The following is a 23,474-nucleotide window of genomic DNA, read 5'->3' as shown; positions in this document are numbered from 1 at the left end:
GAGAAAGAACCTTGACCGATGGGGTAGATGAGGAACACGGCGGTAGCAGCAGCTACAGGTGCGCTGTAAGCTACGCAAATCCAAGGACGCATACCTAAGCGGTAGGAAAGTTCCCACTCACGACCCATGTAGGCGAAGATGCCAATGAGGAAGTGGAAAACCACCAACTGGTAAGGACCACCGTTGTAGAGCCACTCATCTAAGGAAGCAGCTTCCCAGATGGGGTAGAAGTGCAAGCCGATGGCGTTGGAGGAAGGTACAACAGCACCAGAGATGATGTTGTTGCCATAGAGTAAGCTTCCAGCAACAGGCTCGCGGATTCCATCGATGTCCACAGGGGGAGCGGCGATGAAGGCGATGATGAAGCAGGTGGTAGCGGTTAAGAGAGTAGGGATCATCAGCACACCGAACCAGCCGATATACAGGCGGTTTTCGGTGGAAGTGACCCAATTACAGAACCGTTCCCACAAAGACGCGCTATCGCGACGTTGTACTGTGGTAGTCATAATTCAATTAGTGCTATTACTTCATTAGCGATTGATTGAAGCAAGGCAAAACTTTTGCCCTATCTTTAATGGTATTCATATTCATTTGAATCATCCAACGGTTTTATTAATTTATTGTATGACTTGCATTAGGTTAACTTATCAATCAAAAGTCAAAGTAGATATAAGGTAAACCGCCTGAAGGCGCCAACAACCACACCGTATAAAGGCATAGAGGCACCAATAGCAACTTCAGGGGCCAGTTGAGTTGTAACTTCAGACCCCGATGAATCCCATAAACACCCGCCATTAAAAGGGCGACGATGACCAACAGCAGTGTCAACTCAAAGCGTTGTAAGCCAAACGCAGTCAAATAAACATTTTCGGAAAACTGGACATCGGCGGGTTGACCCCAGAGGTTCTGGATGACAAAGCCGGCTTGCTTGAGATTAGGTAAGCGGAAGAAAATCCAGGACATGAACACCATCCATTGAGTAATTGCCCACGCCACTAGCACACCGAATCCGGTTTGCCACCATCCCTTTAACCAAGCAAAGCGGTCTGATAGGGTTTGGGTTAAACGATGCACCACCAAAGCTAAACCGTGCAATCCTCCCCACACGACAAATCCCCAAGCCGCACCATGCCAAATGCCAATAATTAGCATGACAACAAACAAGTTCAGACAGGTTCGACCTAATCCTTTGCGTGACCCGCCTAAGGGAAAATAAAGATAGTTGCGAATCCAATCGCCTAACGTAATATGCCAGCGTCGCCAGAAATCTGCAATGCTGGTACTAAAGTACGGAAAATTAAAGTTTTCTGGCAGGTTAAATCCCATGAGGATAGCACTCCCCCGGGCAATATCCACATAGCCGCTAAAATCCAGATACAGTTGTAAACCATAGGCAAAAATAGCCAGCCACAAATCACCACTACCTGCCCGTTCTACGCTGCCAAAACACAGATCAACAAAAATTCCGATCCGATCCGCTAAAAGTGCCTTTTTAACCGCACCACTGGCAATCAACCATAGCCCCTCACTCAGGCGGTCAAAACTGGGAAATTGGATATCTTTCAACTCGCTAGAAAACTGATGGTAGCGAGTAATGGGTCCTGAAATTAGTTTCGGGAAAAATAATTTGTAGGTAGCAAATTGTAAGCTTTGGCGCGTGGCGGGTGCCCCCCGATATACATCAATTAGATAGGCAATACATTCAAAAACAAAAAACGAAAGTCCAAAGGGAGCAATTAAGTGATCGCTAATCCAGCTTGCCCCCTCTCGCGCCACGGGTAAATTCAAGGGGGCGGAGATATTCGTCAGGATAAACGGAACATACTTGAAGCTGACTAAACAGAGAATATTTAATCCAATCCCCAGCCACAGGAGTTTCAAACGTCTCTGGTTCCAAAGTTCCTGTTCCATTAACCACTCTTCATTGGAGAGATGGTTATTGTTGAGATGCGACCCAGGTGATGTATTGACCGCAATTCTCTGCCCCAAGTAAAAATTGAGCCAAACTACGAATAAGAGCAGCGGAATGTATTGAATTTGTAAGCTGCTGTAAAAGAGTAAACTGGCAATTAGGAGTACCCATAATCGCCCTGATGAAGAACGCTGAGTCCAGTAAATCAGCAGGACACCCAGCAGAAAGAATCCATAAGTGATGGAAATAAATGCCATTTTTTAAAATAGGGAACAAGGAACAGGGAATATGGAGCCGGGGAAGCTGGGGGAGCTGGGGGAGCCGGGGGAGTTAACTCAAAGTTCTACCTTACCGATTCCCTGACAAAGGACGAATGACGTAGCTTGCTTCTTTTCGGGAGCGAGTATGACAAATGACCAATGACAAATGACCAATAACTAATCCCCAGCGAATAATGCCCAGGGAATCATCGGGTCTTTAGCCAACTGATTAGAAACTTCATACCCTCCGAAGCGATTGAGATGACTGGGGTCAGAAAAATGATCGGGTTTATCGGATAACAATCCACTTAAATCCCGAAAAATGAGTTCCCGTTCAACAGCATTCGCGTGCATGTATTGCTTAAATTGCTGTTCGTACTTAAGGCGGACTGGATCTAAGTAATCGTTGGTCAAGGGTAGATTCACAAAAACTACAGTAATGTCATGTTCCTGAGCAAATGTTAATAGGGCGTCAAATGCCTGATCTTGCTTACCCCGAAGTTGGAAGGATTGATAATCGCCATCATACGCCCCCGTCACTCTGGGATGGTTCTGGTAGTACGTTTCTGGGTCAAAGCGAATGGATAAGGGCAGGAAGCCATCCATATCAATGGACATATCCTTGTCTAAGCCTTGCTCGGCTTCAGTTGAATTGGAGGTATTGGGCAATGTTTTAACCACGGAGACAAACTGATCTCTTAACAGGGATTTGAGTTGATCCCGTTGGGGGTAAGTTGAGGATAATCCTGCCAGAAGTTGATTCATCCCATCGTCAATGGATTGATAACTTCTTTTCAACGCTGCCAACGGTTGGGAGGTTTGGTTGGCTTGGGCGGACGTCTGAGTGGAGGTACCGGGAAATGTGCCAGCATTAAGCTGACGGTAGCCTTCTGAATCCGCGATCGCCTCAAAGGTAGCATCAACTCGACCACTGTTAAAGGCGCGAGCGCCATCTGCCACGATAATTAATTTCGGTAATTGATCCGGGGTGAGAATCCGGCGCGTCATTAAGTCCACAATTTGAGCCGTGGCACCATTAATGCCAAAATTAAAGACATCAATGTCTGAATACCCCTCAACCGCTAATGCCTCTTCTAATGCCACCGGATCAATGCCGCGCATGGCTCGAGAACTGCCCATAATTAGCACATCGGGGCGATTTCCTTGTTGCAGGCGCTCTTGGTAAAGGGCTAACTTTTGATCGAGCAGTTGGTTATTAAACGGGGGATTAGAGGAACGGGCGAGGGCTAACATGGCAGCTTGAGTCGCATCTTTTCGCTGGGAGGGCAAGGAATCATCAATGATGATACTTTTGTCTCCTTCGCGGGTAAACCCAGAGGCGTTGAAGTCTTGGCTATTCTGATTGTTATCCTGTTGTAACGAAAGTTGGGACAAGTCTACAGGAATCGGTGACTCCTGTGCTGCCGATACAGCATCTCGCTGGGAAAAGTTGCCTTGGGGTTGCAGGATGCGACCAACGGGTCGATCAAACAGAAACATCAGCAATAATCCCATAATCCCCCACACCAATGCCACTTTAACCGCTTGTGACGATTCAGAACTCGTGCGTTGAGTATCAACTGCTACACGTTGATTGTCTGGGGTGGGAACAAAAAGTTGGCTCGAACACAACCAACGTCCAATTGTGCCAACGGCGGTATTTGACTGACGTGGTAAACCCTCTTTGAGCGTTGTGTCTTTTCTATGCGGACGTGACACCGATTCCTCGGTGGGAACCACTAGCTCGCTAATGTCTGTATCCGATGAAACAAATTCTGGGGTAGTTTCTAATGCCAACCGTCGGCGTTCCGCAAAATCTACACCATAATTCCAGGCGGGAGATGTTGCGCCAGCAGAGCGTCCGTAAATCCGTACTCCAGCGATAGTGGAGATGGCAAGCTGACGCACAAACCGAACGATGGGTAGACTCACTTGGGCTTTAGAGGGACATAAGGGTGCTTCGCTCATAATGTGCAGCAAGTCTTGCTGACGGCGCACTTTGATCTGAATCCCACCCGTTGCTAGTCGCTGCTCCAAATCGGGATTGAGCAACCGTTGTAGCAAAAAGGTCAGGGCATTAAGATTGCCTTGTTGCCCTAAGGAATAGCTGGATGAGGCGAGTTGGGGTTGTTCACTCGCGGGTAAAGTTACCCAATCCACCCAGACAGGTTTTTCCGGTTCGGGTTCGAGGGAAAAGTAATCGGATTCAACGCCATAAATAGTTGCCGCTTTAATCCCTTGGGGCTTTAATGATTTGAGTAGAGGCGCGATCGCATTCATGGCAGTGGCTTGATCCGGAACGGGGGTTTTGCCCAGATCCAAGGCAGAGCAAAACAGATGCAGAGTTGTCTCTTTCAATACAGCCCGCACCGTCATCCCGACTTGCGCTAGCATCTGATTCGATAGCGTCGCGATCGCTTGCACATCTCCCCAACGCGCCCAATCCTTTAGCATCACGTCAGTGGGCGTCAAATCCACCCGCACCATCCATTCTGGAGTGGCTTCTCCCCTCACTTGAGCGCTTATGGCGGCGTCTCTAAACTCAGTCAGTTCTAGAGAGCGTAAAAGCTGAACAATTGGCTCAGACAGTAACGCTGAATCGGGACTATAGTTCGAGGTACAGATAACCCACAGCCGCCGATGGTAAGGTGGTGAGGACTGGGAGGGGATTTTGGGTTTTTGCTTGACCAGAGACTGTTCTCGATTGTCCTTAGTTGGCAAGTCCTGAATCTGGATATTGACACTCACACCCAAATGACTCAGATTAGCACTCAGATACCGTGCGATCGCGTCTGGGGAACCGGAACGGGCGAGACTTTCATGGGAGATGATAAACGCCGATTGAGCGGGTGTCGTTTCCCAGGATGGTTCAGGGACAGATTCTGTGTTATTGGTATCTGTGTTGAGGCGAATTTCCTTGACCCATTCTGGATGTGCCTGGGAAACTTTACGCCCGTAGATAATAATTTGGTAGATAGGGCTTTCCAGATCGACAGGAAAAGTCGCGGTTTCCGGTTTGAGAGCTTGGAGCAATTGATTGACTACCCTTTGAGCCGGAATACTTTCACGGCTTTCACAGAGAATATGCAAATTATTCCCTCGTAACCGGACTCTCAGGCACACCCCCGGTTGACCGATGGTATCGTATACCCATTGAGCCAAAGAGGACGGACGATTGTTGTAGTTGCGCTCTTCGACATCCAACATTACAAATTTGTTACCTGGACTGATAACGGCGGCTGATTTTTCCTCTCATGATTGCACATGAGAGTGAAAAACGGGGGAGTTGGGGGGGGAGTTTTGAGTTTTGAGTGTGTAGGGACGGGTTTTACTACTATAGTTTTCTTTTCACTCAGATGTGACTCGCGCCCGCCCCAACCAAGTTTTGAGTTAGGGAGGGGAGTAAAATCAAGTCAGCGATTAAGATGTTTACGCTTGCACTGTGGCTTTTCTTTCCCCTAATTTTGCTGGCATTGAGATGCACCTATCCCAATTTCACTCTATGATCAAATATGGGGTAGGTCTTTTGTATACGATTAACCGTTGTTCGTGGGAGGTTGAATTTTATATATGGCATCGGTGAACCAAAATCCACAGGTAAAAGTTAACCCATTACCGGAGTCCGTTAAACATTCAGCAGAACTCTTCTTAAGTTTAGCCACAGGCCCGATGCTTGTGGGGGTGATTTCCCTAAACAGGATTGGTTCATGGCTGCAACAAGTAGGAGAAGCCAGCGAAGAAGTTTTTCGTGGCGAGCGCTTACCGATTCTTCCCTTTCCGGATACGCCTCCCTCATCCTCTAACGACGACTAAGTAGGTGGGAAAATTTCAAGTTAACGGCTGTGATCCTCATGGGTGATTATTTGTCCTTAGCTTCATGAGCACCTGTACCCTGCTGTACCTGTTTTCCCCGTTCCCTGTTCCCTTCGAGATTCCCTTCCCAGAAATTTGTCAAGAATAAAACTATACAGGTTAGCATTAACCCCCTAAAATGGATCATCCTTGTCTTACTGCAAACAGACCCTATGAGTTCCCTCCTCCACTCATCCGATCAGGAATTTGCCATCCCATCTACATCCAAGCTCCTGTTGCGTCATCGCATCAAAGTTGTGGAACAGTTGTGGGAGTCGGTTCTTCTTTCTGAATGCGGTCAGGAACTGGTCGATTTGCTGGCGTCTTTGCGCCAATTAAGTTCGCCAGAAGGACAAGCCACAGGGTTTTCGCTTTCATCGATTCCGGAAGTGATCGAACGGCTTGACCTCAACGCCGCAATTCGGGCATCTCGTGCTTTTGCGCTTTATTTCCAACTGATTAACGGTGTCGAACAACATTACGAACAGCGCGATCAACAACTTTTACGACGGGCTACCTACAATACATTAGCGGGGAGCAATCGCACCTCGATGAAAGCTAATGGCAGTTCACTCGAAGCATCCAAGAACAGTGACGATGCTAAAGCATCCGGGAGTGAACCGATGGCGGATTTATTAGAAAAACGTTGGCAGGACGATAGAAAATCCGCAAATACCAACAGTACCTTCCATTGGCTATTTCCTTATCTGCGCGACCTCAACGTACCCCCCCAGCATATTCAGCGGCTAATTGACAATCTGGATATTCGCCTAGTCTTTACCGCGCACCCGACAGAAATTGTCCGACACACGATTCGGCAAAAACAACGGCGTATTTCGACAATCCTGCAACAGCTTGACCAAGCGGAGGAAGCATCCCGCGCCTTAGGTCTCAACTCATCCTGGGAAGTGGAAGACTACACCGAACAACTCAGAGAAGAGATTCGGCTGTGGTGGCGTACCGATGAACTGCATCAATTTAAGCCCACGGTTTTGGATGAGGTGGATTACACCCTCCACTATTTTCAAGAAGTCCTGTTTGATGCCATTCCCCAACTCTATCACCGCTTAAAACAGAGTATACAATCGTCCTTTCCTTGGCTGAATCCACCCCGGAAAAATTTCTGTAAGTTTGGCTCTTGGGTGGGATCTGACCGAGATGGGAACCCCTCCGTTAAACCGGAAGTGACCTGGCAAACGGCTTGCTATCAGCGAAATCTGGTTCTGGAAAAATATATCCACTCCGTTAAACATCTGACCAATCTGTTGAGCTTGTCATTGCACTGGAGTGATGTCCTACCCGAATTATTGGACTCTCTGGAGCAAGATCGCTCCCAAATACCGGAGGTTTATGAGGAACTGGCAATTCGCTACCGCCAAGAACCCTATCGTCTCAAACTCTCCTATATTCAGCAACGACTGGAAAATACCCTGGCGCGTAATCTCCACCTTTCTCAGAGCCAACCGCTACAGCCAATGGCTCTGGAAACGACTAACCCCTGCATTTACCAATCGGATCAGGAATTTTTGGCAGAGTTGCAATTAATTCAACGTAACTTAGCGGAGACGGGATTAAGTTGTCAGGAACTCGATACGCTGATCTGTCAGGTGGAAATTTATGGGTTTAATCTGGCACACCTAGATATTCGTCAGGAAAGTTCTCGTCATAGTGATACGATGCACGAGATTACTGAGTATCTGCAAATTCTACCCAAGCCCTATAACGAATTATCTGAAGCCGAACGCACCGAATGGTTAACCAACGAGTTACCCACACGACGCCCCTTAATTCCTGGTGAACTCCCCTTTTCTCCCGAAGCCTGCGAGATTATTGAAACCTTCCGCATGTTGCGACGGCTGCAACAAGAGTTTGGTGAACAAATTTGCCAAACATACATTATTAGCATGAGCCACGAAGCCAGTGACTTGTTGGAAGTGTTGCTTTTGGCTCAAGAAGCTGGACTCTATGATCCAGCAACTGGGAAGAGTACTATTCAAGTTGTCCCCTTATTTGAAACGGTAGACGACTTGCAACGGGCGCCAAAGGTGATGAAATCCCTGTTTGAGTTACCCCTGTATCGAGCCTGTTTAGCAGGTGGTTATGAGGCGCTCAAGGATTACGAAAAGACGATAGCTGAAAAGGGTTCCCCGACTTTCCCCTCTTATCCTCAACCGTTGCAGGAGATAATGCTGGGCTACTCAGACAGTAACAAGGATTCTGGGTTCTTAAGCAGTAATTGGGAAATTCACAAAGCGCAAAAAGCCCTACAGCAAATTGCGGAAGACTATGGGATTGCTGTACGTATTTTCCACGGACGCGGCGGTTCCGTGGGGCGTGGCGGTGGACCGACCTATGAGGCGATTCTGGCGCAGCCGGGGCGGAGTATCCAGGGACGGATTAAGATTACGGAACAGGGTGAGGTGCTCGCGTCTAAGTATTCTTTGCCGGAGTTGGCACTTTATCACCTAGAAACCGTAACCACGGCGGTGATTCAAGCGAGTTTGCTGGGAAGCGGCTTTGATAACCTGGAACCGTGGAACGAAATAATGGAAGAATTGGCGGTGCGATCGCGCCAACATTATCGGGGGTTTGTGTATGAGCAGCCGGATTTCTTGGATTTCTTTAATGAAGTGACGCCAATTCAGGAAATTAGTCAGTTGCAAATCAGTTCCCGTCCCACCCGTCGCGGTGGTAAGAAAGATTTTACCAGTCTGCGGGCAATTCCTTGGGTGTTTAGTTGGACGCAAAGTCGTTTCTTATTACCGAGTTGGTATGGTGTGGGTGCGGCGTTGAAAGGGTTTTTGGATGAGGAACCCGAAGAAAATTTGAAGCTGTTGCGTTATTTTTACTTCAAGTGGCCCTTTTTTAAGATGGTTATCTCTAAGGTAGAGATGACGTTGGCAAAAGTGGATCTGCAAATTGCGGGTCATTATGTGGAGAAATTGTCCCATCCCGATGATCGAGAACGGTTTGATCGGTTATTCCAGCAAATTACCGATGAATTTAACCTGACTCGTGAGTTAATCTCGTTAATTACCGGACACAAGCAGTTACTGGATGGTGATCCAGAGTTACAGCGATCGGTACAATTGCGGAATGGTACGATTGTTCCCCTGGGTTTCTTGCAAGTCTCTTTGCTGAAACGGTTGCGCCAGCATAGCACTCAGATGGCATCGGGGTTTGTTCAATCTCGGTATAGTAAAGGTGAGTTACTGCGGGGTGCTTTGTTGACGATTAACGGTATTGCTGCGGGTATGCGGAATACGGGTTGATGGTCATTGGTTATTGGTCATTGTAGGGGCGACCCGCTTGCACTAATGAACAACACCAATAAACTTAATTGGATCGGGTCGCCCTCCACTGGCGCGGCACGGCGAAAATTGTGTTGTGGAATAGATTTGACGGTTAAACCGGGCGCACGTCGGTGCGCCCCTACGTGGAACAGGTTGTAGGTTGGGTTGACGATAGGAAACCCAACACAAATGACCCAGCCAATACTCTAGACTTATGCTCCAAGAAATCCAGATAGAAAACTACAAATCCATTCAAAAGCTAAAGTTAGGCTTGGGGCGTGTAACTGTATTAGTCGGTGAAAATGGTTCCGGTAAGAGTAATATACTGGAAGCTATTGCTTTAGCCTCAGCCGCTGCAAATGATAAATTAGATAATGAATTTTTGTTTTCAAGGGGTATCAGGGTTACAGAGCCTGAATATATGCGTTCAGCTTTCGATAAAGAGCAGATTACACAAGGAATAAAAATTTATTTTTACGGAAAAGATTCAGATTTCAAATTTGGTTATGTCCTTCAAAATAACAATCAACCCTATTCTTCATGGTTGATAGAAAAACTAGATATAGATGTTGATAAAGAGACAGAAGGAAAACTTGTAAATAATGAAATAGAATGTTATATAAATTACCTTCAGAAAAATCTGTTGAGGGATGAAGTAATTGATTTCAACGCCATTGATGCTTTAAGAATAAAAGAAAAAACAATTATACAAAAAATAATCAAACAAATAGGCTTAAATCTTTTTTTGATTTACTCTCCAGAAAGTTTTGCGTTAAGACAGTTTGAGAAAGAAGGGCAAATTCAACCACTAGGAATTAAGGGGGAAGGATTATTTAAACTCCTCAAAGTAAGTTTAGATCCAAGCAATATCAATGAACTCAAAGAAAAACTAAAGTTGCTGTTTTGGTTTGAGGATTTCACAATTAATTCCGACTTCTTTGATAGTGAAAAAAGCCTGAAGACAAAAGATAGGTATTTAGATCCAGACTTATCTGCCTTTGACCAAAAAAGTGTAAATGAAGGATTTCTATTTTTATTGTTTTACTTTGCGCTTTTTATTAGTGACGATACACCGCGTTTTTTTGCAATAGATAATATTGACGCTTCGCTGAACCCCAAATTATGCAGCCAGTTAATGCGAGAATTAGTTCAGTTAGCGAAAAAGTATGATAAGCAAGTTATCGTTACCACCCATAATCCAGCAATTTTAGATGGATTAGACTTAGATGATCCGGAGCAACAACTCTTGGTTATTTACCGGAATAAATTTGGACATACCAAAGCTAGACCTGTTGAAAAGCCTGCTCCTCTGGAAGGACAAGAGCCGGTAAAATTATCAGAAGCATTCATGAGAGGCTATATCGGCGGACTTCCGAAAAATTTCTAGTATGACGACTTTTGGCTTGATAGCAGAAGGCATAACTGATCAAGTGGTTATTGAAAATATTTTAATAGGGTATTTTAATAATCCTGATATTATCGTTAATCCCTTGTTACCTCTCAGGGATGAAACCGATAAAAACAGAATTGAAAATTATAGCAATTGGTTAAAAGTATTTGAGTATTGTGCCTCCAGTAAATTTAAAGAAGCGTTTCAATTTAGCGATTATCTGATTATCCAAGTCGATACGGATACCTCAGAAGAAGTGCATTATGATATTCCTAAGTATCAAGATGGGGAAGAATTAACTCCTGAAGAGTTAATTGATAAAGTCGTGGAAAAGTGCCAAAGATTAATAGGGGAAGTCTTTTACCGTAAATACCAAGCTAGAATAATCTTTGCTATTTCTGTTCATTCAACGGAATGCTGGCTGCTTCCCCTTTACTGCACCAAGAATAAAGAAGCGCCACAAACTAAAAATTGTTTACAGCGATTAAGACGCCAGTGTCAGCAAACTATTCATAAAAACTATAATGAGTATGATTCTCTTTCAAGAAACTACTGCAAGAATAACGTATTAATGAGAAATTACGCCCTAAATCCCAGCCTAAAGATTTTTATAGAAGGAGTTCAGGCGAAAAAGATTGTTATAGACGATGAAATTGTTTAAAATAAGTTCAATTAAAATATTGCATCCGCGCCCTAGTCTCTTTGGTGAAAGGTCGTTGTAGGGGCGACCCGCTTGCACTAATAAACAACACTAATGTACTCAATAAAGTCGGGTCGCCCTGTACTGGCGCGGCGCAGCTAAAATTGTGTTGTGGAATAGATTGGACGGTTAAATCGGGCGCACGTCGGTCATTGGTGTCAACTTAAGCGGAAAACCCAAGCAATACCTTGACTCTACCCCACCCTAACCCTCCCCTTACCAAGGGGAGGGAACATTTCCCCCCTTAGCAAGGGGGGATTAAGGGGGGTTAAGATTACTCGGACAATTGCCCCAGTCGCGGCTAATGCGTCATCATAAGAAAATGGCATCAACTGGGGAATTGGCGACTGCATGGCAAAAGGCTTTGGACAATCAACCAGTAAGGGGAAAACGGGGCGTCAGTTCTTTGAGAGGCTGTGGGATGCATCTGAAGCGGAAAACCGGGAGCAGGTGTATCAACTGCTGGAGGAGAATGCTGATAAGCTGACCGATAACTTTGCTCAACTGGTGCGCGAAGATGCTGAGTTGAGACTGAGGAGAGCGAACGAAAGACAGCGAGGAAAGTTGGTAACGAAACTTTCTCAGTTTAGCAAGTTTATTGACGAGTTCCGTCGGGGAAACAGAGCCAGTCATATCGAGATTGCGATCGTCTGTGACAAAGTCTTAACTAAGTTTTTTCCCCGCCACGCCTTTCCAGTGCAGTGGGCGACACTCCAAAATAGTCTGGGTAGTTGCTATGGGACTCGGATACGGGGCGATCGCGCAGAAAATCTCAAGGTGGCGATATCCTGCTATGAGGCGGCATTGCAAGTTTGCACCCGCGAGGCGTTTCCGGAAGATTGGGCATTGACCCAAACGAATCTGGGTAATGTTTACGGAGACACCAAGCAGTTTGCTGAAGCGATCGCAGCTTGCCAAAATGCCTTAGAAGTCCTCTCCAGTGAGGCGTTTCCGGAAAAATGGGCAATGACCCAAACGAATCTGGGTAATGTCTACGGAGACACCAAGCAATTTACTGAGGCGATCGCAGCTTACCAAAACGCCTTAGAAATTCACACCCGCGAGGCGTTTCCGGAAAAGTGGGCAAATATCCAAAATAATCTAGGTTATGCTTACCGCGACGCCGGACAGAGTGAACTAGCGATACCTCATTTACAAGCTGCATTGAAAGTTTGGACTCGTGAGGCGTTTCCGGAAGATTGGGCAATTACTCAATACAATCTAGGGACTGCCTACAGCGACTTGGGAGAAATTGACGCCGCGATTAGCTATTTCCGCTCATCGCTAGAAATTTTCCAACCCGCCGCCTTTCCTGTTAAATGCCTGAAAGCTGGACGAGATTTGGGTAATACTGCCTTTAATGCCGAAAAATGGCAAACCGCGATTGAGGGTTATGCCGCCGCGATTGAAGCGGTAGAAATTAGCTGTAGTTGGGCAAGTACCAACCAACGACGACAAGAAATTTTAACCGAGGCGATTGATGTCTATACCCAAATCGTGCAAGCTTGCCTAAATAATCATCAACCCAAATTAGCATTAGAATACGTCGAGCGCAGCAAAGCCCGCAACCTTGTCCAACTCTTTGCGGATGCTGAGAGTACCCTCCATCCCAAAGGCGATCAACTTGACCGAAAGATTCGCCAGCGCATCGAACGCCTGAAAGCCCAAATTACGGATAAACACAAACAACTGGATAATTTGGGGGAAGAGGCGGGATTGAAAGCCAACCCGATGCAGTCTAGATTCAGTGATGAACTCTGGGAGGAAGAAGCCATTGACGAGACTGCCAACCCAACCCCCCAGCCTGCTTTAGATTCCCCTCCCACCTCCCTTATAGATTCCCCTCCCACCTCCCTTATAGATCCCCCTTCCGTCCCCCCTACCCCCCTCGTTCCCCCCTACGAGGAGGGGGGAGGACAGCGGATGCTTCGCTCTTTTTGCACGGGGGAGACTAAAGGATGCTTCGCTTTTGGTTCCATGGGGGAAGCCAGGGAGAGACCAGAGGATGCTTCGCTTTTTCTGCAGGGGGAAGCTTTTTCGTCACAAGAGAATTCAAAGCCTCTCTCCTCGCAGGAGAGAGGTTTGGAGAGAGGTTTAAAAACGTCCGCCACTGAGGGACATGAAAATAGTAACCCCAATCAACTGTATGCCCAGCGATTGCGCCAGGAGTTGGAGGAATTACAAGCAAAATTCGATCAGATTCTCGATGAAATCCTGGAAGCTGACCCCGCCTACGCCCTCACCCAAGCGGTTCAACCCATCCGTTTTGAGGAGATTATTCACCTGTTAGATGAGAAAACGGCAATCATTGAGTGGTATATTACCAAGGAACGATTCTTCGCCTTTGTCATCACCCACAACCAAGAGCCCTACGTCTGGCAATTTCAACCCGACGACCTAACCCAGTTAAACCAATGGCAGCAGGACTATCTTCACGACTATCAATACCATAATCGTCAATGGCGCGATTGTCTTTCCTCTCGCCTAGAAACACTTTCCCAGATTCTGCATCTTGACGACATTCTGACTCAATCCCCAATCCCCAAAGACTGTCAGCAACTGATTCTGATTCCCCATCGCTACCTGCACCTATTCCCCCTCCATGCTTTGCCTGTTTTATCCTCTTCAGTTGACAACCGACAGGATACAGGAAATACTACCTCCGTTCTCCTAGATCAATTCCCTGACGGTGTGCGCTATGCACCCAGTTGCCAACTCCTACAACTTAGCCAAAAACGCTGTCAAGAACCCCAGTTTTCCCAGAGAACCGCATCAAAGCATCTGTTTGCCATGCAAAACCCGACGGAAGACTTAAACTTCGCCGATGTGGAAGTAGAAGCGATTAGCAGATATTTCCACCCCGTCCATATCCTACCCAGTCAACGCGCCACCAAAGATGTCTGGACTCAAGCCACAACTCAAAACCAGTTACGCTTAGCGAATTTTATCCATTTTTCCGGTCACGGTTATTTTAACTTTGAATCACCCCTGCGTTCTGCCTTGGTGTTATCTGGTGCGACTCTATCCGAAATACCCGAAGCCGATGAAACGCGCTATATCCAATCCCCCGACAAACACCAGATTGACTTAGAAAAATGCTTGCTGCTAGAAGAGATTTTCGCCCTCGATTTACGTCCCTGTCGTCTCGTCACCCTCTCCGCCTGCGAAACCAGTTTAACTGACCCGAAAAGCCTCAGTGATGAATATATCAGCTTACCCAGTGGTTTCCTGGTGGCGGGAAGTCCCAGTATTGTCGGGAGTCAATGGACAGTCTGCGACGTGGCAACAGCATTTTTGATGATTGAATTTTACCGTAATCTGGTGGGGCAGAGTCAAAACCTGTCTGAACTATCGCTAACACCAATATCCGTCGCCAAAGCCCTGAAAACTGCCCAATGTTGGCTGCGGGATGTGACCAAGGAAAAATTGCGAGACTGGTTAAAACCGCTCAATTTAAGCCCAGAACGTCAGCGAGAAGTGGAACGTGAATTAACGTTATCATTGAACGAACAACCCTTTTCTCAGCCTGCCTATTGGGCTGCATTCTGTGCCATTGGACAATAGAAACTGCTGTTTTATTTTAGGACAAGACTCTGATGAACTACGCCCAAATTATCCTCGGATTTCGCGAATTACTGGAAGAAGCCAACAATTTTGACCGCCAAGCTTGGCAAGACTTACCCCAATTAGGGCAAACTCTGGATCAATTCAGTGATGATGAATTTAACCCCGTTGCTGATGCAATTGTTGACTGGTGCGCCGCCCATCAGCCCTTGGGCGAAACCTTACGAATGGTGGCTGTGCGCTGGACACCGCAAAAAGCTAACCGGGCTGACGAAGAAGGAATTAAAAAGAATATCTCAGTTATCCGGGAAACCGTGAAACAGAAAGCCGCCAACCCACAACCCCCCGCCCCCAATTCTAATCAAACGGTATCGAATGACGACTAAACTCTATGCCCCGAAAGTTTACCTGTTTGCATTCCACCTGTTCAAGACACCGGATGTTGATGGCAATGTGTCGATAAAAGACCCGGACTTGTTGTGGGATAAATGTCATGATATTTTTGCCAAATTCCATATCAAGGAACAACTCAACCTGCATCCGCCCCGACCTTATAATGATCGGTTTGATTTACTCGATGGCGCAAAAGCCAATGATTTTTTCTTGCCAATCCACACCGAAATTCCCTATAAAAACAACAATTTAAAACTGGAAGGCTTTGCCTATCCACTGCAACTCTATGATAGCTACGGCTTAGGATTAAATCTCGGCTGTCCTGACCCACCGCTGAACAATGGTCATAAAGTACAGCCCGTCGATTCCTCAGTTTTAGAGGCGTTAAATCCCGATTGCTGTTTTCTCCCCGATACCATCCAAAGTTATTTTGGACAAACAGTAATTCTTACCGCTTTGCTAAGCGATAACCAAAAACGCCAGGGCGATAAATTCCTAGAAGACTTGGCGAATGAATGCATCCGAGAATTTGTCTATGACCCGCACAAACGCCCGGAACTTTACCGGAAAGGACAATTGTTTGGTAGTCCTATTTTTGAGTATGGTTTAATCAGCACGCCTGATACATATCGCCATATTTTAGTCTGGTTATTTTCTGACCCGGTAACGGATACTAAATTCCAAGAAGGCTACCAGTTATTACTCGATTTATTTTTCTATAGAAATAAAGTTATCACTGAATTTCGCCATAGCCGAGACACGTATACCGATGCGTATCAAGCCTACAAACACATTCAACACCTGATTCGTCAAACCTTCAACCAACTCCCCCAAACTACCGATACGCTGAGTGAAGATAGTTTAAAGTATCTCAAGGGTCAGTTGAAAGAAATGGCGAAGCAAACGGTTGAATATTCTGACTTGTTACGCGATTTAGAGTCTCGCCGGAACAGTATTGCGATTAATGCAGATAATTATAAGACTAAATTGCAACTTATTCTGAATAAGTTCACCTTAGACAAAGATAAAGATATCAGTTTTTTGGCTAGCTTTTATCGGGAAAATTGTCAAGTCTTTCAAGAACAGATTCAAGGAGACTTAGGCTATTTTGTCCCCGGTGCAAACTTACTAGAGAAAGCCATCTCCTCAATTCGGGGTATTGTTGAAATCGACCAAGCCCAACGCGATCGCATAAGGGAAGACCAAGATAAAACCCGCCAACAAGAAGAGAAAGACCGCGATTATCGCCTAGAACGAACCATCCAAGTTTTGGGTATTGGGTTAGGGACAGGCGGACTGGTGGCGTCCAGCTTTAATCATATTGACAAGCCCCTCTTACCGCCTTTTTCAACTAACAAACCTCACCCCGTTATTTCCACATTCTTCTGGAGTGTTTTAGCCGCCCTACTCGCTGGATTAGCAACGTGGTGGATTACCAAAAAGAAAACAAATTAAGTTGAATGGTACTGAAATTTGGGCTGGTGGGCAGTGCCCACCCTACGGTATATTAAGCTGAAGCTCCCCCGGCTTCCCCTGCTCCCCCGGCTTCCCCTACTCCCCCGGCTCCCCCGGCTCCCCCTGCTTCCTCCCCCCCCACAACACTTACCTATGACGTTTCTGTCGCTGCTTCTTCCTCTTTCTCCAGTCGTCGCTGACTCCTGTGGGGTCTAATCACCAAACAGACGCCAACCGCCCAAGCAATGGATGCCATCCAACCTGCAATAATATCACTGGGGTAGTGAACCCCTAAATACATCCGAGTCCAACCGATCGCGATCGCAAACATGAGACCCCCAATAACCGTCAGCCAACGCCAACGGGTATTCCAGGTCAAAATAATTAATACAATCGCAAACGTCATGCTTCCCATCGCGTGTCCACTGGGAAACGCATAATCAGGCTCTGGCGCAGGGGATTCCCACAAACTCGGGCGTACTCGCTGGAAAGTTAACTTAGCAGCACGATTAATAATAACACTGCCTAATAAAGTTATCAGCGCATAGGTGAGGAATCGCCACTGGCGTCGGAATGCCAATAGGAGTACTATCGCCACAGATAAGGGCAATACCCCCCAATAGGCACCCAAGTTCGTCAGGGTTATCACAAACCCATCGAGTTGGGGTGAGGTTGTACTACGAATCGCTAATAAAATTGGCACATCCCAGGGAAAACCCCCTTCCTTTTCCCAAATCTCCTCAGCTAATTCTCCGAAGATTTGCACGGGGACATAGACAGCCAGAAATAATAAAACCAGAGAACGCCAGTGGCGGGTTAGTAGTTTGATCAGAAATTTCCAGAAGGATTGGATACGCTGTGAGAGGTCATAAGTAGACATTAAACAGAGTGAAATGTGACGGTGTACAACTTGAAAAAATTGGCGACTTCCTCAAAAGTATCATTATCCCACATCTGAGGACAAAGGACATCAAGACATTACTTATCCCTCATCCCTATACATACATTTAAAATTAGGTCAGGGCGGGTTTTGATTCAACGTTATCATCAATGGCAAAACGAAAGTCCCTAAACTAGCCCAGTGGTAGGGGCGGGTTTAGTCAAATCTGGGTCAAAAAGAAACGATAGTTGTAAAACCCGCCCCTACAACCTTCAACAATCAAAAGGCTTGTATCTCTCATCGAACAGATACATTTTCTGAAATCCACTGTAAATAAGCCTCAGATCCAGCAATAATCGGCAGGGCAATAATTTCGGGAACCTCGTAACTATGCAACTCCTGAATTTTGGCAGCTAACTGGTCAAATAGAGATAAATCTGTTTTAATCACCAATTGCCACTCTTGATCACGATTCACCTTTCCATCCCAGGTATAAATCGATCGCACGGGCGTAATACTGACACAAGCTGCCATTCGCGCTTCCACCAAGGATGAAGCGATCGCGTCTGCTTCTTCTTTTGACGTTGCCGTTACCAAGACTACACCATAGCTAGAGGTTGATGGATTTGCCATAGAATCATCCTACGCCTGGTTAATTGTATCAACTCACCCGGAAAAAAACATCTTTACACTACACTACCGTGACTATCGTGACTATCGTGCGATCGCGGAGTATCTATATCCCAAGTATGAATCTTACCTCCCTAGCAACTCATCCCTTAGCAAATGGCGTTAATTACACTCCCTCAGCTATAGAAACAGGCATCCCTCGTCCCCAATTCTCTCTCACCAAGGAATCCTCAAAAGTATGATCCTGTTGGCAAAGCCATGCAACCCCAAACAATGCCCAACGAGTTACCAGTAGGGTTCTCGGCGCGAGAACTGATTCAATCGCGACAGAATAGTTTACAGGTAGACAATTTTTATCAATTGTAGTATTATATAATACAAGTTCACATAATCCTCACCCCTGAGTATAAACCCATTGATCCGACTCAGACTTAAGACAAGGTTACCCAACCATTATTTATGGTTAGCTAAACCATAATTAAAAGCTATTGAATCAATCAACCATGAACTCTACCCGCCTGGTTAAAATTAGCAAATATCTCAGCAAACATCTGCGGCATCAACCCGAACGGATTGGGTTAACCTTAGAACCAGGGGGTTGGGTCAAAGTTGATCAACTGCTATCCGCCTGTAAACAGTATTCCTTTCCTCTTACTCTCAATGAACTTAAAGAAGTCGTTGCCCAAAATGATAAACAACGCTTTTCCTTTGATGGGACACAAACACGGATTCGCGCCAATCAAGGGCATAGTATCTCAGTGGATTTACAGTTAGAACCAACCATTCCACCAGAAGTACTTTACCACGGAACAGGTCACCAAACTGTTGAATCGATTCAGCGTCAAGGCTTATGTAAAATGTCCCGGCATCACGTCCACTTATCCCAGGATATCGCAACGGCAAAAAAAGTAGGACAGCGTCATGGTCGTCCGGTAGTCTTGGTTATCGATGCTAAAGCGATGTCCGAGAAGGGTCATACATTCTACTGTTCCGACAATGGGGTGTGGTTGGTAGATTTTGTTCCCCCTGAATATCTACAGCAATTCTAATCCGCCAGGAGTCTCAAACTCAGCAGGAAAAAATAGTGATGAATTCAGAACAGGTTTGGTCTAAAGAAAATTCTCATCAGAACGATCGGCAAGCTAAGGGTTTATTGGGAGCGGGTTGGCGTCCTTTATCTCGGCAGTTTGATTTGGATTTTATTTTACATTTACTTCAAAATGACACCTCAGAGTTATTGCAAAAAACCTTGGATTTTACCAGTGATATTGCTGATACATTAGGGCGAAATCACTATAATATTTTTGCAAATGTTTTGAGCTTATTTTCCGAAAATATGCGTTATGAGTGGGATGAGTTGTGGGAGTACATTACCCCTGACCCGCCAGCCCCCAATCATTCTCAGAGAGAAACGATATTCGTCAATACGCCCGTCACCCAAACAGTCACCCGCGAGAATATTCCCATTGAGTATGTTCTGAATCGACTGCAAGAAGTCACCTTATTTAAAGTTTTGAATATTCTGGGCAATCCCGATTTAATTACTCAAGATTACATGGATCGCCGCTTTTATTATCCCATAGAAAAGTTTGTCAACTGGGAACGCTTAGAGGTTTTCGGCACAGTCTATGGCTACTGGTCTAATCCAGAAATTTGGTTACAAATTAATAACCAGGGTCAAGGACGGCGCTGCTACTGTTTAATGGCTGATGATATTCGACCTTTGGTGAATAAAGCTACGTATAATGTAGCGGTGATGCTGAGTGGCTATCAAAGTCGAGTGGGACAGGTTTACAGTCAGTTTCAGATTAGAGATTTTCCCAGTGATATTCAACGCTTTACGGATACAGTTCAGCAGGCAATTCTAGATCAAAATCAATTAGCGATTGTGGTGCATGGTGAACCGGGAACCGGGAAAACGGTATGGACACAAGCAGTGGCAAAGGAAATTCTGGTTCCGTTGGGGTATACTATTTTCATTCTGGATCACGATGCCGTAGAAAATTTTGTGCCGCCGAGTTATTTAGAACGAGTTGCCCTAATTATTAATGAAGCGGATAACTTAGCCAAAAATAGAGCCAGTGAAGTGGCGCAATGGAATAATAAAACGGAGCATATTCTCAGTTTGCTGGATGGAACGTTATATCAAAGTGTGATTGATGAAACCGGGATTAAAGCGCAGCAAAAATTAGTGGTATTAATGACTTGTAATACCACAGAACGATTCGACCCCGCGATGTTACGTAAAGGACGAGTCGATTTGACTTATGAGTTTATGCATCGGTTTGTGTAAGGTTGAGTAGGGGCGTGGCACAGCTAAAATTGTGGGATAGATTTGACGATTAAATCGGGCGCACGTCGGTGCGGTAAAAGGGCGCACGTCGGTGCGCCCCTACAATTTTCATTCCCCAAGTCGGTGTGCCACGCCAGTAGGGGCAATTCATGAATTGCCCACATCCTGTATTTTAGGGAACTACAGCTTTTAACAATCCCGCGATCGCACCAATCAATACGGCGATTGCCAGAATAATTTCATCCTAAAGATATAAGCTTAATTTGACTATATTGCATATAATTAGGAGGTCTCGCTTCTAAGAGTTATTACCTCATGTAAATACCCTAGCAACGGGATAATGTATTCTATAAAAAAATTATGTTTTTTCTAAAACGATCTGTTCTCTTACTTCCTCTGGCTTTACTGCTTGTTGTTTCAACAGGTTGTCGCGTGGAAAAAGAGCAAGCAGGGGAAGCCCCGGAGGTTGATGTTAACGTAGATCCGGGGAAGGTGCCCGAATATGAAGTTGAGGGTCCGGAAGTTGATGTAGGAACTCAGGAAAAAACCATTACTGTTCCTGAAGTTGAAGTTACCCAAGAAGAAAAGACGATTACAGCGCCTGATGTTGACATTAAACCTCCTACAGATGAGGATTCTCCAGAGAATTAATGCAAATAAAAGCTTGGGGAGCTTCTTTTGGCAACTGAGAAGCTCCCCTGGTAATTTAGGTTACTTCCAGGTATCCCTAAGCTTTGCAGTAGTCTACAGTGTTTTTCACAGATTCAATAGTAATGTTTGCGCCTTTTCTGACGACAAATTCACTGGCACCAATTTCACCCTCAAGACTTCCCCAGTCATAGCTATAACCTAATCGTGTCCAAGGATAACCATTAGTCTCATAAGAGGCTAACTGTAAATTATTGATCCAATCCTGATGTTGCAGATCAACAGTCTCAGGAAATTTCACCTCACAGCGAGTATCGTTGGTTTCTGCATCGGGACAAGGACGAAATAGATCAGAGACATTCACCCACATTTCCACAAATTTGGTTTTGCCATTGTGAGGTGGTAAACCGAGGTATTGTTCTAGGCGTAAGGCGAGGCTTTCTGAGTCAAGGTTTAAGGTTCGGGCAAAGGTTTGCAGTTCAGGAACCGACGTTACCCAAGTTTCTCGGCTTAATTCCATCGGTAAGCCAATTTGAGTATCATAGCCATTCCAGGATGTCCAGGTAACCATTAATACTTGTTTTTGCCCCTGGTAATCTCTCCATTTTAAATTGGGATTATTGGCGGAAATAGCTTGGAGAGTTGTGTAGATTTCATGGGGAAAAAACGTTAATTTTTTTGGTCTAATGTACCATTGCTCAATGTTTGGCTTCTTTTGTAGCTGTTGTCTAACCCATCCGACTGGATGGACACAGCTAAAATGGTGGAATCGATTTTACGGTTACATCGGGCGCACGGGGCGTGCTACTCTACAGTTCTAATCCATCCAATTAGATGTGTCACGCCACTACATTAGATGGGCTGACTGAGGATGGTGTAGGAGCTGAACCTCCTATAACGAGCTAAAAAACGGGTATGTAATAGTATGCCAGTTTTTTAACTGTCTATGCTACTGTTGTGACTTGAACCGCTGCGAATCCAAGCCGTTCAGGATTGTGTAACTGAAGCAACGGAGTGAAGAGGGTGACAAAGGAAAAACTGGGCTATTGCATCTCCTATCCCGGAAAGACGTTATCAAAGATGAATGATGAAGTCTCTCTTGGCTACCTTGGTTTCCCCTGTTTCCCGAATTACTTATGAGTCCCCCTGTAGAGAATCAGCAAACCCAACAAATCCAACCGCCACCCCTGACACCTGCAATGATTCAACGGGTGAAGGAAGGATTGAGTGCTGCCCGCGATCGCAGAGTGCGTTATGCTGTCGAAAATGCTAGGAATAATCTTGAGGCGATCGCAAAAGGGGATTGTGATCAGCGAGTCAGCCCAAGGGTAAGGCGTTTCATCCTGCGATCATTCATTCATCTTCTGTTCCCCGTGGGAATAGAAAATCCGGAACATATCCCCACTCAACCCGCACTACTCGCCGCGAACCATCTCAATCACATTGATCCATTACTGATTCTCGCCGAAGTTCCAGGACGTCCCTACTACTATACTCCGGCTGATGCTCGTACTCTCTATAACAATTGGTGGAAACGCCGGATTTTGGGTTGGGCTGGGGGTGTAATTCCCCTAGAACGGCGCTGGAAAGAAGAAAAAGCAGTTATCGAAGCCGCCCAATCAGGGCGTGAAGATTTAGCCGACTTAGCCTCCGCGATTGAAGAGGATGTGCCAAGTAACTCCGGACTGGGTACAATGCGACAGGTAGAACGGGCGGTTCAGGCAATTTTTGCCCGTGGGGATGGCATTTTAATCTTTCCAGAGGGGAGACTGGGTGAGGTTGAAGGTGAATTGCAATTACCCTTAGCGCGAGGCGGTATGATGTACGCTTTGCGGGCTGGCGTACCCATTGTACCCGTAGCGTTGATTGGCACCCATGACCTTTATTTTCGCAAGCCATTAACTCTTCGATTTGGCGAACCCTTGAACTTTCCCCAATCCCAACGACCAAAACCTGGAGAAGTCCAGAAGGCAATGGAGACTTTACAAGAAGCGCTGATCAAACTATTACCCAATAACTATCAAGAACCCAACCAACCCAAACCCCTGCGTCATTGGCTCAATTGCCTATTATTGTAATTGTGAATGTTGTGTAGGGGCTCTTTTCACTACTATCGTTTCTGACCTTACCCAGGTGCAACTAAACCCGCCCCGACTAAGTTTTGAGTTATTTGACAAATGACGAATGACAAAGGACGTATGAAT

The 23,474-nt window shown here is 45.8% G+C and carries 17 protein-coding genes and 1 pseudogene; 12 read left to right on the top strand and 6 right to left on the bottom strand.

Annotated elements, in window-relative coordinates; all coding sequences use genetic code 11:
* The 3 genes and pseudogenes from ACLGGO_RS18880 to ACLGGO_RS18870 form a co-directional block, all read right to left on the bottom strand.
* Window positions 1–506 (bottom strand): annotated as a pseudogene (locus tag ACLGGO_RS18880) (photosystem II q(b) protein); the annotation flags it as partial.
* Window positions 507–651: 145 nt separating this feature from the next.
* A complete protein-coding gene (locus ACLGGO_RS18875) occupies window positions 652–2,169 on the bottom strand; it encodes an MBOAT family O-acyltransferase (protein WP_446420467.1) in 1,518 nt (505 codons plus the stop codon).
* Window positions 2,170–2,349: 180 nt separating this feature from the next.
* Entirely contained in the window at window positions 2,350–5,379 is a 3,030-nt protein-coding gene (locus tag ACLGGO_RS18870; RefSeq protein ID WP_446420466.1) for a DUF1574 domain-containing protein, read from the bottom strand.
* Window positions 5,380–5,742: 363 nt separating this feature from the next.
* Here ACLGGO_RS18870 and ACLGGO_RS18865 point away from each other — a divergent pair, with 363 nt between their 5' ends.
* The 7 genes from ACLGGO_RS18865 to ACLGGO_RS18835 all read left to right on the top strand — a co-directional run bounded on the left by ACLGGO_RS18865 (window position 5,743) and on the right by ACLGGO_RS18835 (window position 16,819).
* A complete protein-coding gene (locus ACLGGO_RS18865) occupies window positions 5,743–5,985 on the top strand; it encodes a hypothetical protein (protein ID WP_446334268.1) in 243 nt (80 codons plus the stop codon).
* Window positions 5,986–6,197: 212 nt separating this feature from the next.
* Window positions 6,198–9,296 (top strand): phosphoenolpyruvate carboxylase, encoded by a 3,099-nt coding sequence (gene ppc / locus ACLGGO_RS18860; RefSeq protein WP_446420465.1) that lies wholly within the window; start codon window positions 6,198–6,200, stop codon window positions 9,294–9,296.
* 235 nt (window positions 9,297–9,531) lie between these two features.
* A complete protein-coding gene (locus ACLGGO_RS18855) occupies window positions 9,532–10,704 on the top strand; it encodes an AAA family ATPase (RefSeq protein WP_446420464.1) in 1,173 nt (390 codons plus the stop codon).
* Between the two features lies 1 nt (window position 10,705).
* Entirely contained in the window at window positions 10,706–11,368 is a 663-nt protein-coding gene (locus ACLGGO_RS18850; protein ID WP_446420463.1) for a phage tail protein, read from the top strand.
* A 390-nt stretch (window positions 11,369–11,758) separates the two neighbouring features.
* A complete protein-coding gene (locus tag ACLGGO_RS18845; RefSeq protein WP_446420462.1) occupies window positions 11,759–14,971 on the top strand; it encodes a CHAT domain-containing protein in 3,213 nt (1,070 codons plus the stop codon).
* Between the two features lie 32 nt (window positions 14,972–15,003).
* Complete coding sequence (locus ACLGGO_RS18840; protein WP_446420461.1) at window positions 15,004–15,357, top strand: hypothetical protein; 354 nt, start codon at window positions 15,004–15,006, stop codon at window positions 15,355–15,357.
* A complete protein-coding gene (locus tag ACLGGO_RS18835; protein ID WP_446420460.1) occupies window positions 15,347–16,819 on the top strand; it encodes a hypothetical protein in 1,473 nt (490 codons plus the stop codon). The genes ACLGGO_RS18840 and ACLGGO_RS18835 overlap by 11 nt, the downstream gene beginning before the upstream one ends.
* A 151-nt stretch (window positions 16,820–16,970) precedes the next feature.
* On the opposite strand, the gene ACLGGO_RS18830 is transcribed toward ACLGGO_RS18835, so the two are convergent.
* Both ACLGGO_RS18830 and cutA read right to left on the bottom strand, forming a co-directional pair.
* A complete protein-coding gene (locus ACLGGO_RS18830; RefSeq protein WP_446420459.1) occupies window positions 16,971–17,699 on the bottom strand; it encodes a phosphatase PAP2 family protein in 729 nt (242 codons plus the stop codon).
* A 297-nt stretch (window positions 17,700–17,996) separates the two neighbouring features.
* Window positions 17,997–18,332 carry a divalent-cation tolerance protein CutA gene (gene cutA, locus ACLGGO_RS18825; protein ID WP_446420458.1) on the bottom strand — a complete coding sequence of 112 codons (336 nt, stop codon included), beginning with the start codon at window positions 18,330–18,332 and terminating at the stop codon, window positions 17,997–17,999.
* A gap of 68 nt (window positions 18,333–18,400) precedes the next feature.
* Here cutA and ACLGGO_RS18820 point away from each other — a divergent pair, with 68 nt between their 5' ends.
* The 4 genes from ACLGGO_RS18820 (at window position 18,401) to ACLGGO_RS18805 (ending at window position 21,273) form a co-directional block, all read left to right on the top strand.
* Window positions 18,401–18,571 carry a hypothetical protein gene (locus tag ACLGGO_RS18820; RefSeq protein WP_446420457.1) on the top strand — a complete coding sequence of 57 codons (171 nt, stop codon included), beginning with the start codon at window positions 18,401–18,403 and terminating at the stop codon, window positions 18,569–18,571.
* Window positions 18,572–18,832: 261 nt separating this feature from the next.
* The gene (locus ACLGGO_RS18815) at window positions 18,833–19,378 is read left to right on the top strand and encodes an RNA 2'-phosphotransferase (protein WP_446420456.1); all 546 of its coding nucleotides are present in this window, start codon (window positions 18,833–18,835) and stop codon (window positions 19,376–19,378) included.
* A 38-nt stretch (window positions 19,379–19,416) separates the two neighbouring features.
* The gene (locus ACLGGO_RS18810) at window positions 19,417–20,622 is read left to right on the top strand and encodes an AAA family ATPase (RefSeq protein WP_446420469.1); all 1,206 of its coding nucleotides are present in this window, start codon (window positions 19,417–19,419) and stop codon (window positions 20,620–20,622) included.
* Between the two features lie 360 nt (window positions 20,623–20,982).
* Complete coding sequence (locus tag ACLGGO_RS18805; protein WP_446420455.1) at window positions 20,983–21,273, top strand: hypothetical protein; 291 nt, start codon at window positions 20,983–20,985, stop codon at window positions 21,271–21,273.
* A gap of 76 nt (window positions 21,274–21,349) precedes the next feature.
* Here ACLGGO_RS18805 and ACLGGO_RS18800 read toward each other — a convergent pair whose 3' ends face one another.
* On the bottom strand, window positions 21,350–21,841 hold the full coding sequence (locus ACLGGO_RS18800) for a hypothetical protein (RefSeq protein ID WP_446420454.1): 492 nt from the start codon (window positions 21,839–21,841) through the stop codon (window positions 21,350–21,352).
* A 565-nt stretch (window positions 21,842–22,406) separates the two neighbouring features.
* On the opposite strand from ACLGGO_RS18800, the gene ACLGGO_RS18795 reads away from it, so the two are divergent.
* Complete coding sequence (locus tag ACLGGO_RS18795; RefSeq protein WP_446420453.1) at window positions 22,407–23,348, top strand: lysophospholipid acyltransferase family protein; 942 nt, start codon at window positions 22,407–22,409, stop codon at window positions 23,346–23,348.
* Window positions 23,349–23,474: the final 126 nt, after the last annotated feature.

The organism is Coleofasciculus sp., from assembly GCF_046565525.1.
Taxonomy (GTDB): domain Bacteria; phylum Cyanobacteriota; class Cyanobacteriia; order Cyanobacteriales; family Coleofasciculaceae; genus Coleofasciculus.
Note: the sequence above shows the minus strand (reverse complement) of the source record. Positions and strands in the feature narration are given on the sequence as shown.

Coding starts and splice junctions, on each gene's coding strand:
- ACLGGO_RS18830 (WP_446420459.1), bottom strand. CDS start 17,699: ATGTCTACTTATGACCTCTCACAGCGTATCCAATCCTTCTGGAAATTT.
- ACLGGO_RS18845 (WP_446420462.1), top strand. CDS start 11,759: ATGGCAAAAGGCTTTGGACAATCAACCAGTAAGGGGAAAACGGGGCGT.
- ACLGGO_RS18795 (WP_446420453.1), top strand. CDS start 22,407: ATGAGTCCCCCTGTAGAGAATCAGCAAACCCAACAAATCCAACCGCCA.
- ppc (WP_446420465.1), top strand. CDS start 6,198: ATGAGTTCCCTCCTCCACTCATCCGATCAGGAATTTGCCATCCCATCT.
- ACLGGO_RS18865 (WP_446334268.1), top strand. CDS start 5,743: ATGGCATCGGTGAACCAAAATCCACAGGTAAAAGTTAACCCATTACCG.
- ACLGGO_RS18810 (WP_446420469.1), top strand. CDS start 19,417: ATGAATTCAGAACAGGTTTGGTCTAAAGAAAATTCTCATCAGAACGAT.
- ACLGGO_RS18870 (WP_446420466.1), bottom strand. CDS start 5,379: ATGTTGGATGTCGAAGAGCGCAACTACAACAATCGTCCGTCCTCTTTG.
- ACLGGO_RS18835 (WP_446420460.1), top strand. CDS start 15,347: ATGACGACTAAACTCTATGCCCCGAAAGTTTACCTGTTTGCATTCCAC.
- ACLGGO_RS18840 (WP_446420461.1), top strand. CDS start 15,004: ATGAACTACGCCCAAATTATCCTCGGATTTCGCGAATTACTGGAAGAA.
- ACLGGO_RS18805 (WP_446420455.1), top strand. CDS start 20,983: ATGTTTTTTCTAAAACGATCTGTTCTCTTACTTCCTCTGGCTTTACTG.
- ACLGGO_RS18815 (WP_446420456.1), top strand. CDS start 18,833: ATGAACTCTACCCGCCTGGTTAAAATTAGCAAATATCTCAGCAAACAT.
- ACLGGO_RS18875 (WP_446420467.1), bottom strand. CDS start 2,169: ATGGCATTTATTTCCATCACTTATGGATTCTTTCTGCTGGGTGTCCTG.
- ACLGGO_RS18850 (WP_446420463.1), top strand. CDS start 10,706: ATGACGACTTTTGGCTTGATAGCAGAAGGCATAACTGATCAAGTGGTT.
- cutA (WP_446420458.1), bottom strand. CDS start 18,332: ATGGCAAATCCATCAACCTCTAGCTATGGTGTAGTCTTGGTAACGGCA.
- ACLGGO_RS18855 (WP_446420464.1), top strand. CDS start 9,532: ATGCTCCAAGAAATCCAGATAGAAAACTACAAATCCATTCAAAAGCTA.
- ACLGGO_RS18800 (WP_446420454.1), bottom strand. CDS start 21,841: ATGGTTACCTGGACATCCTGGAATGGCTATGATACTCAAATTGGCTTA.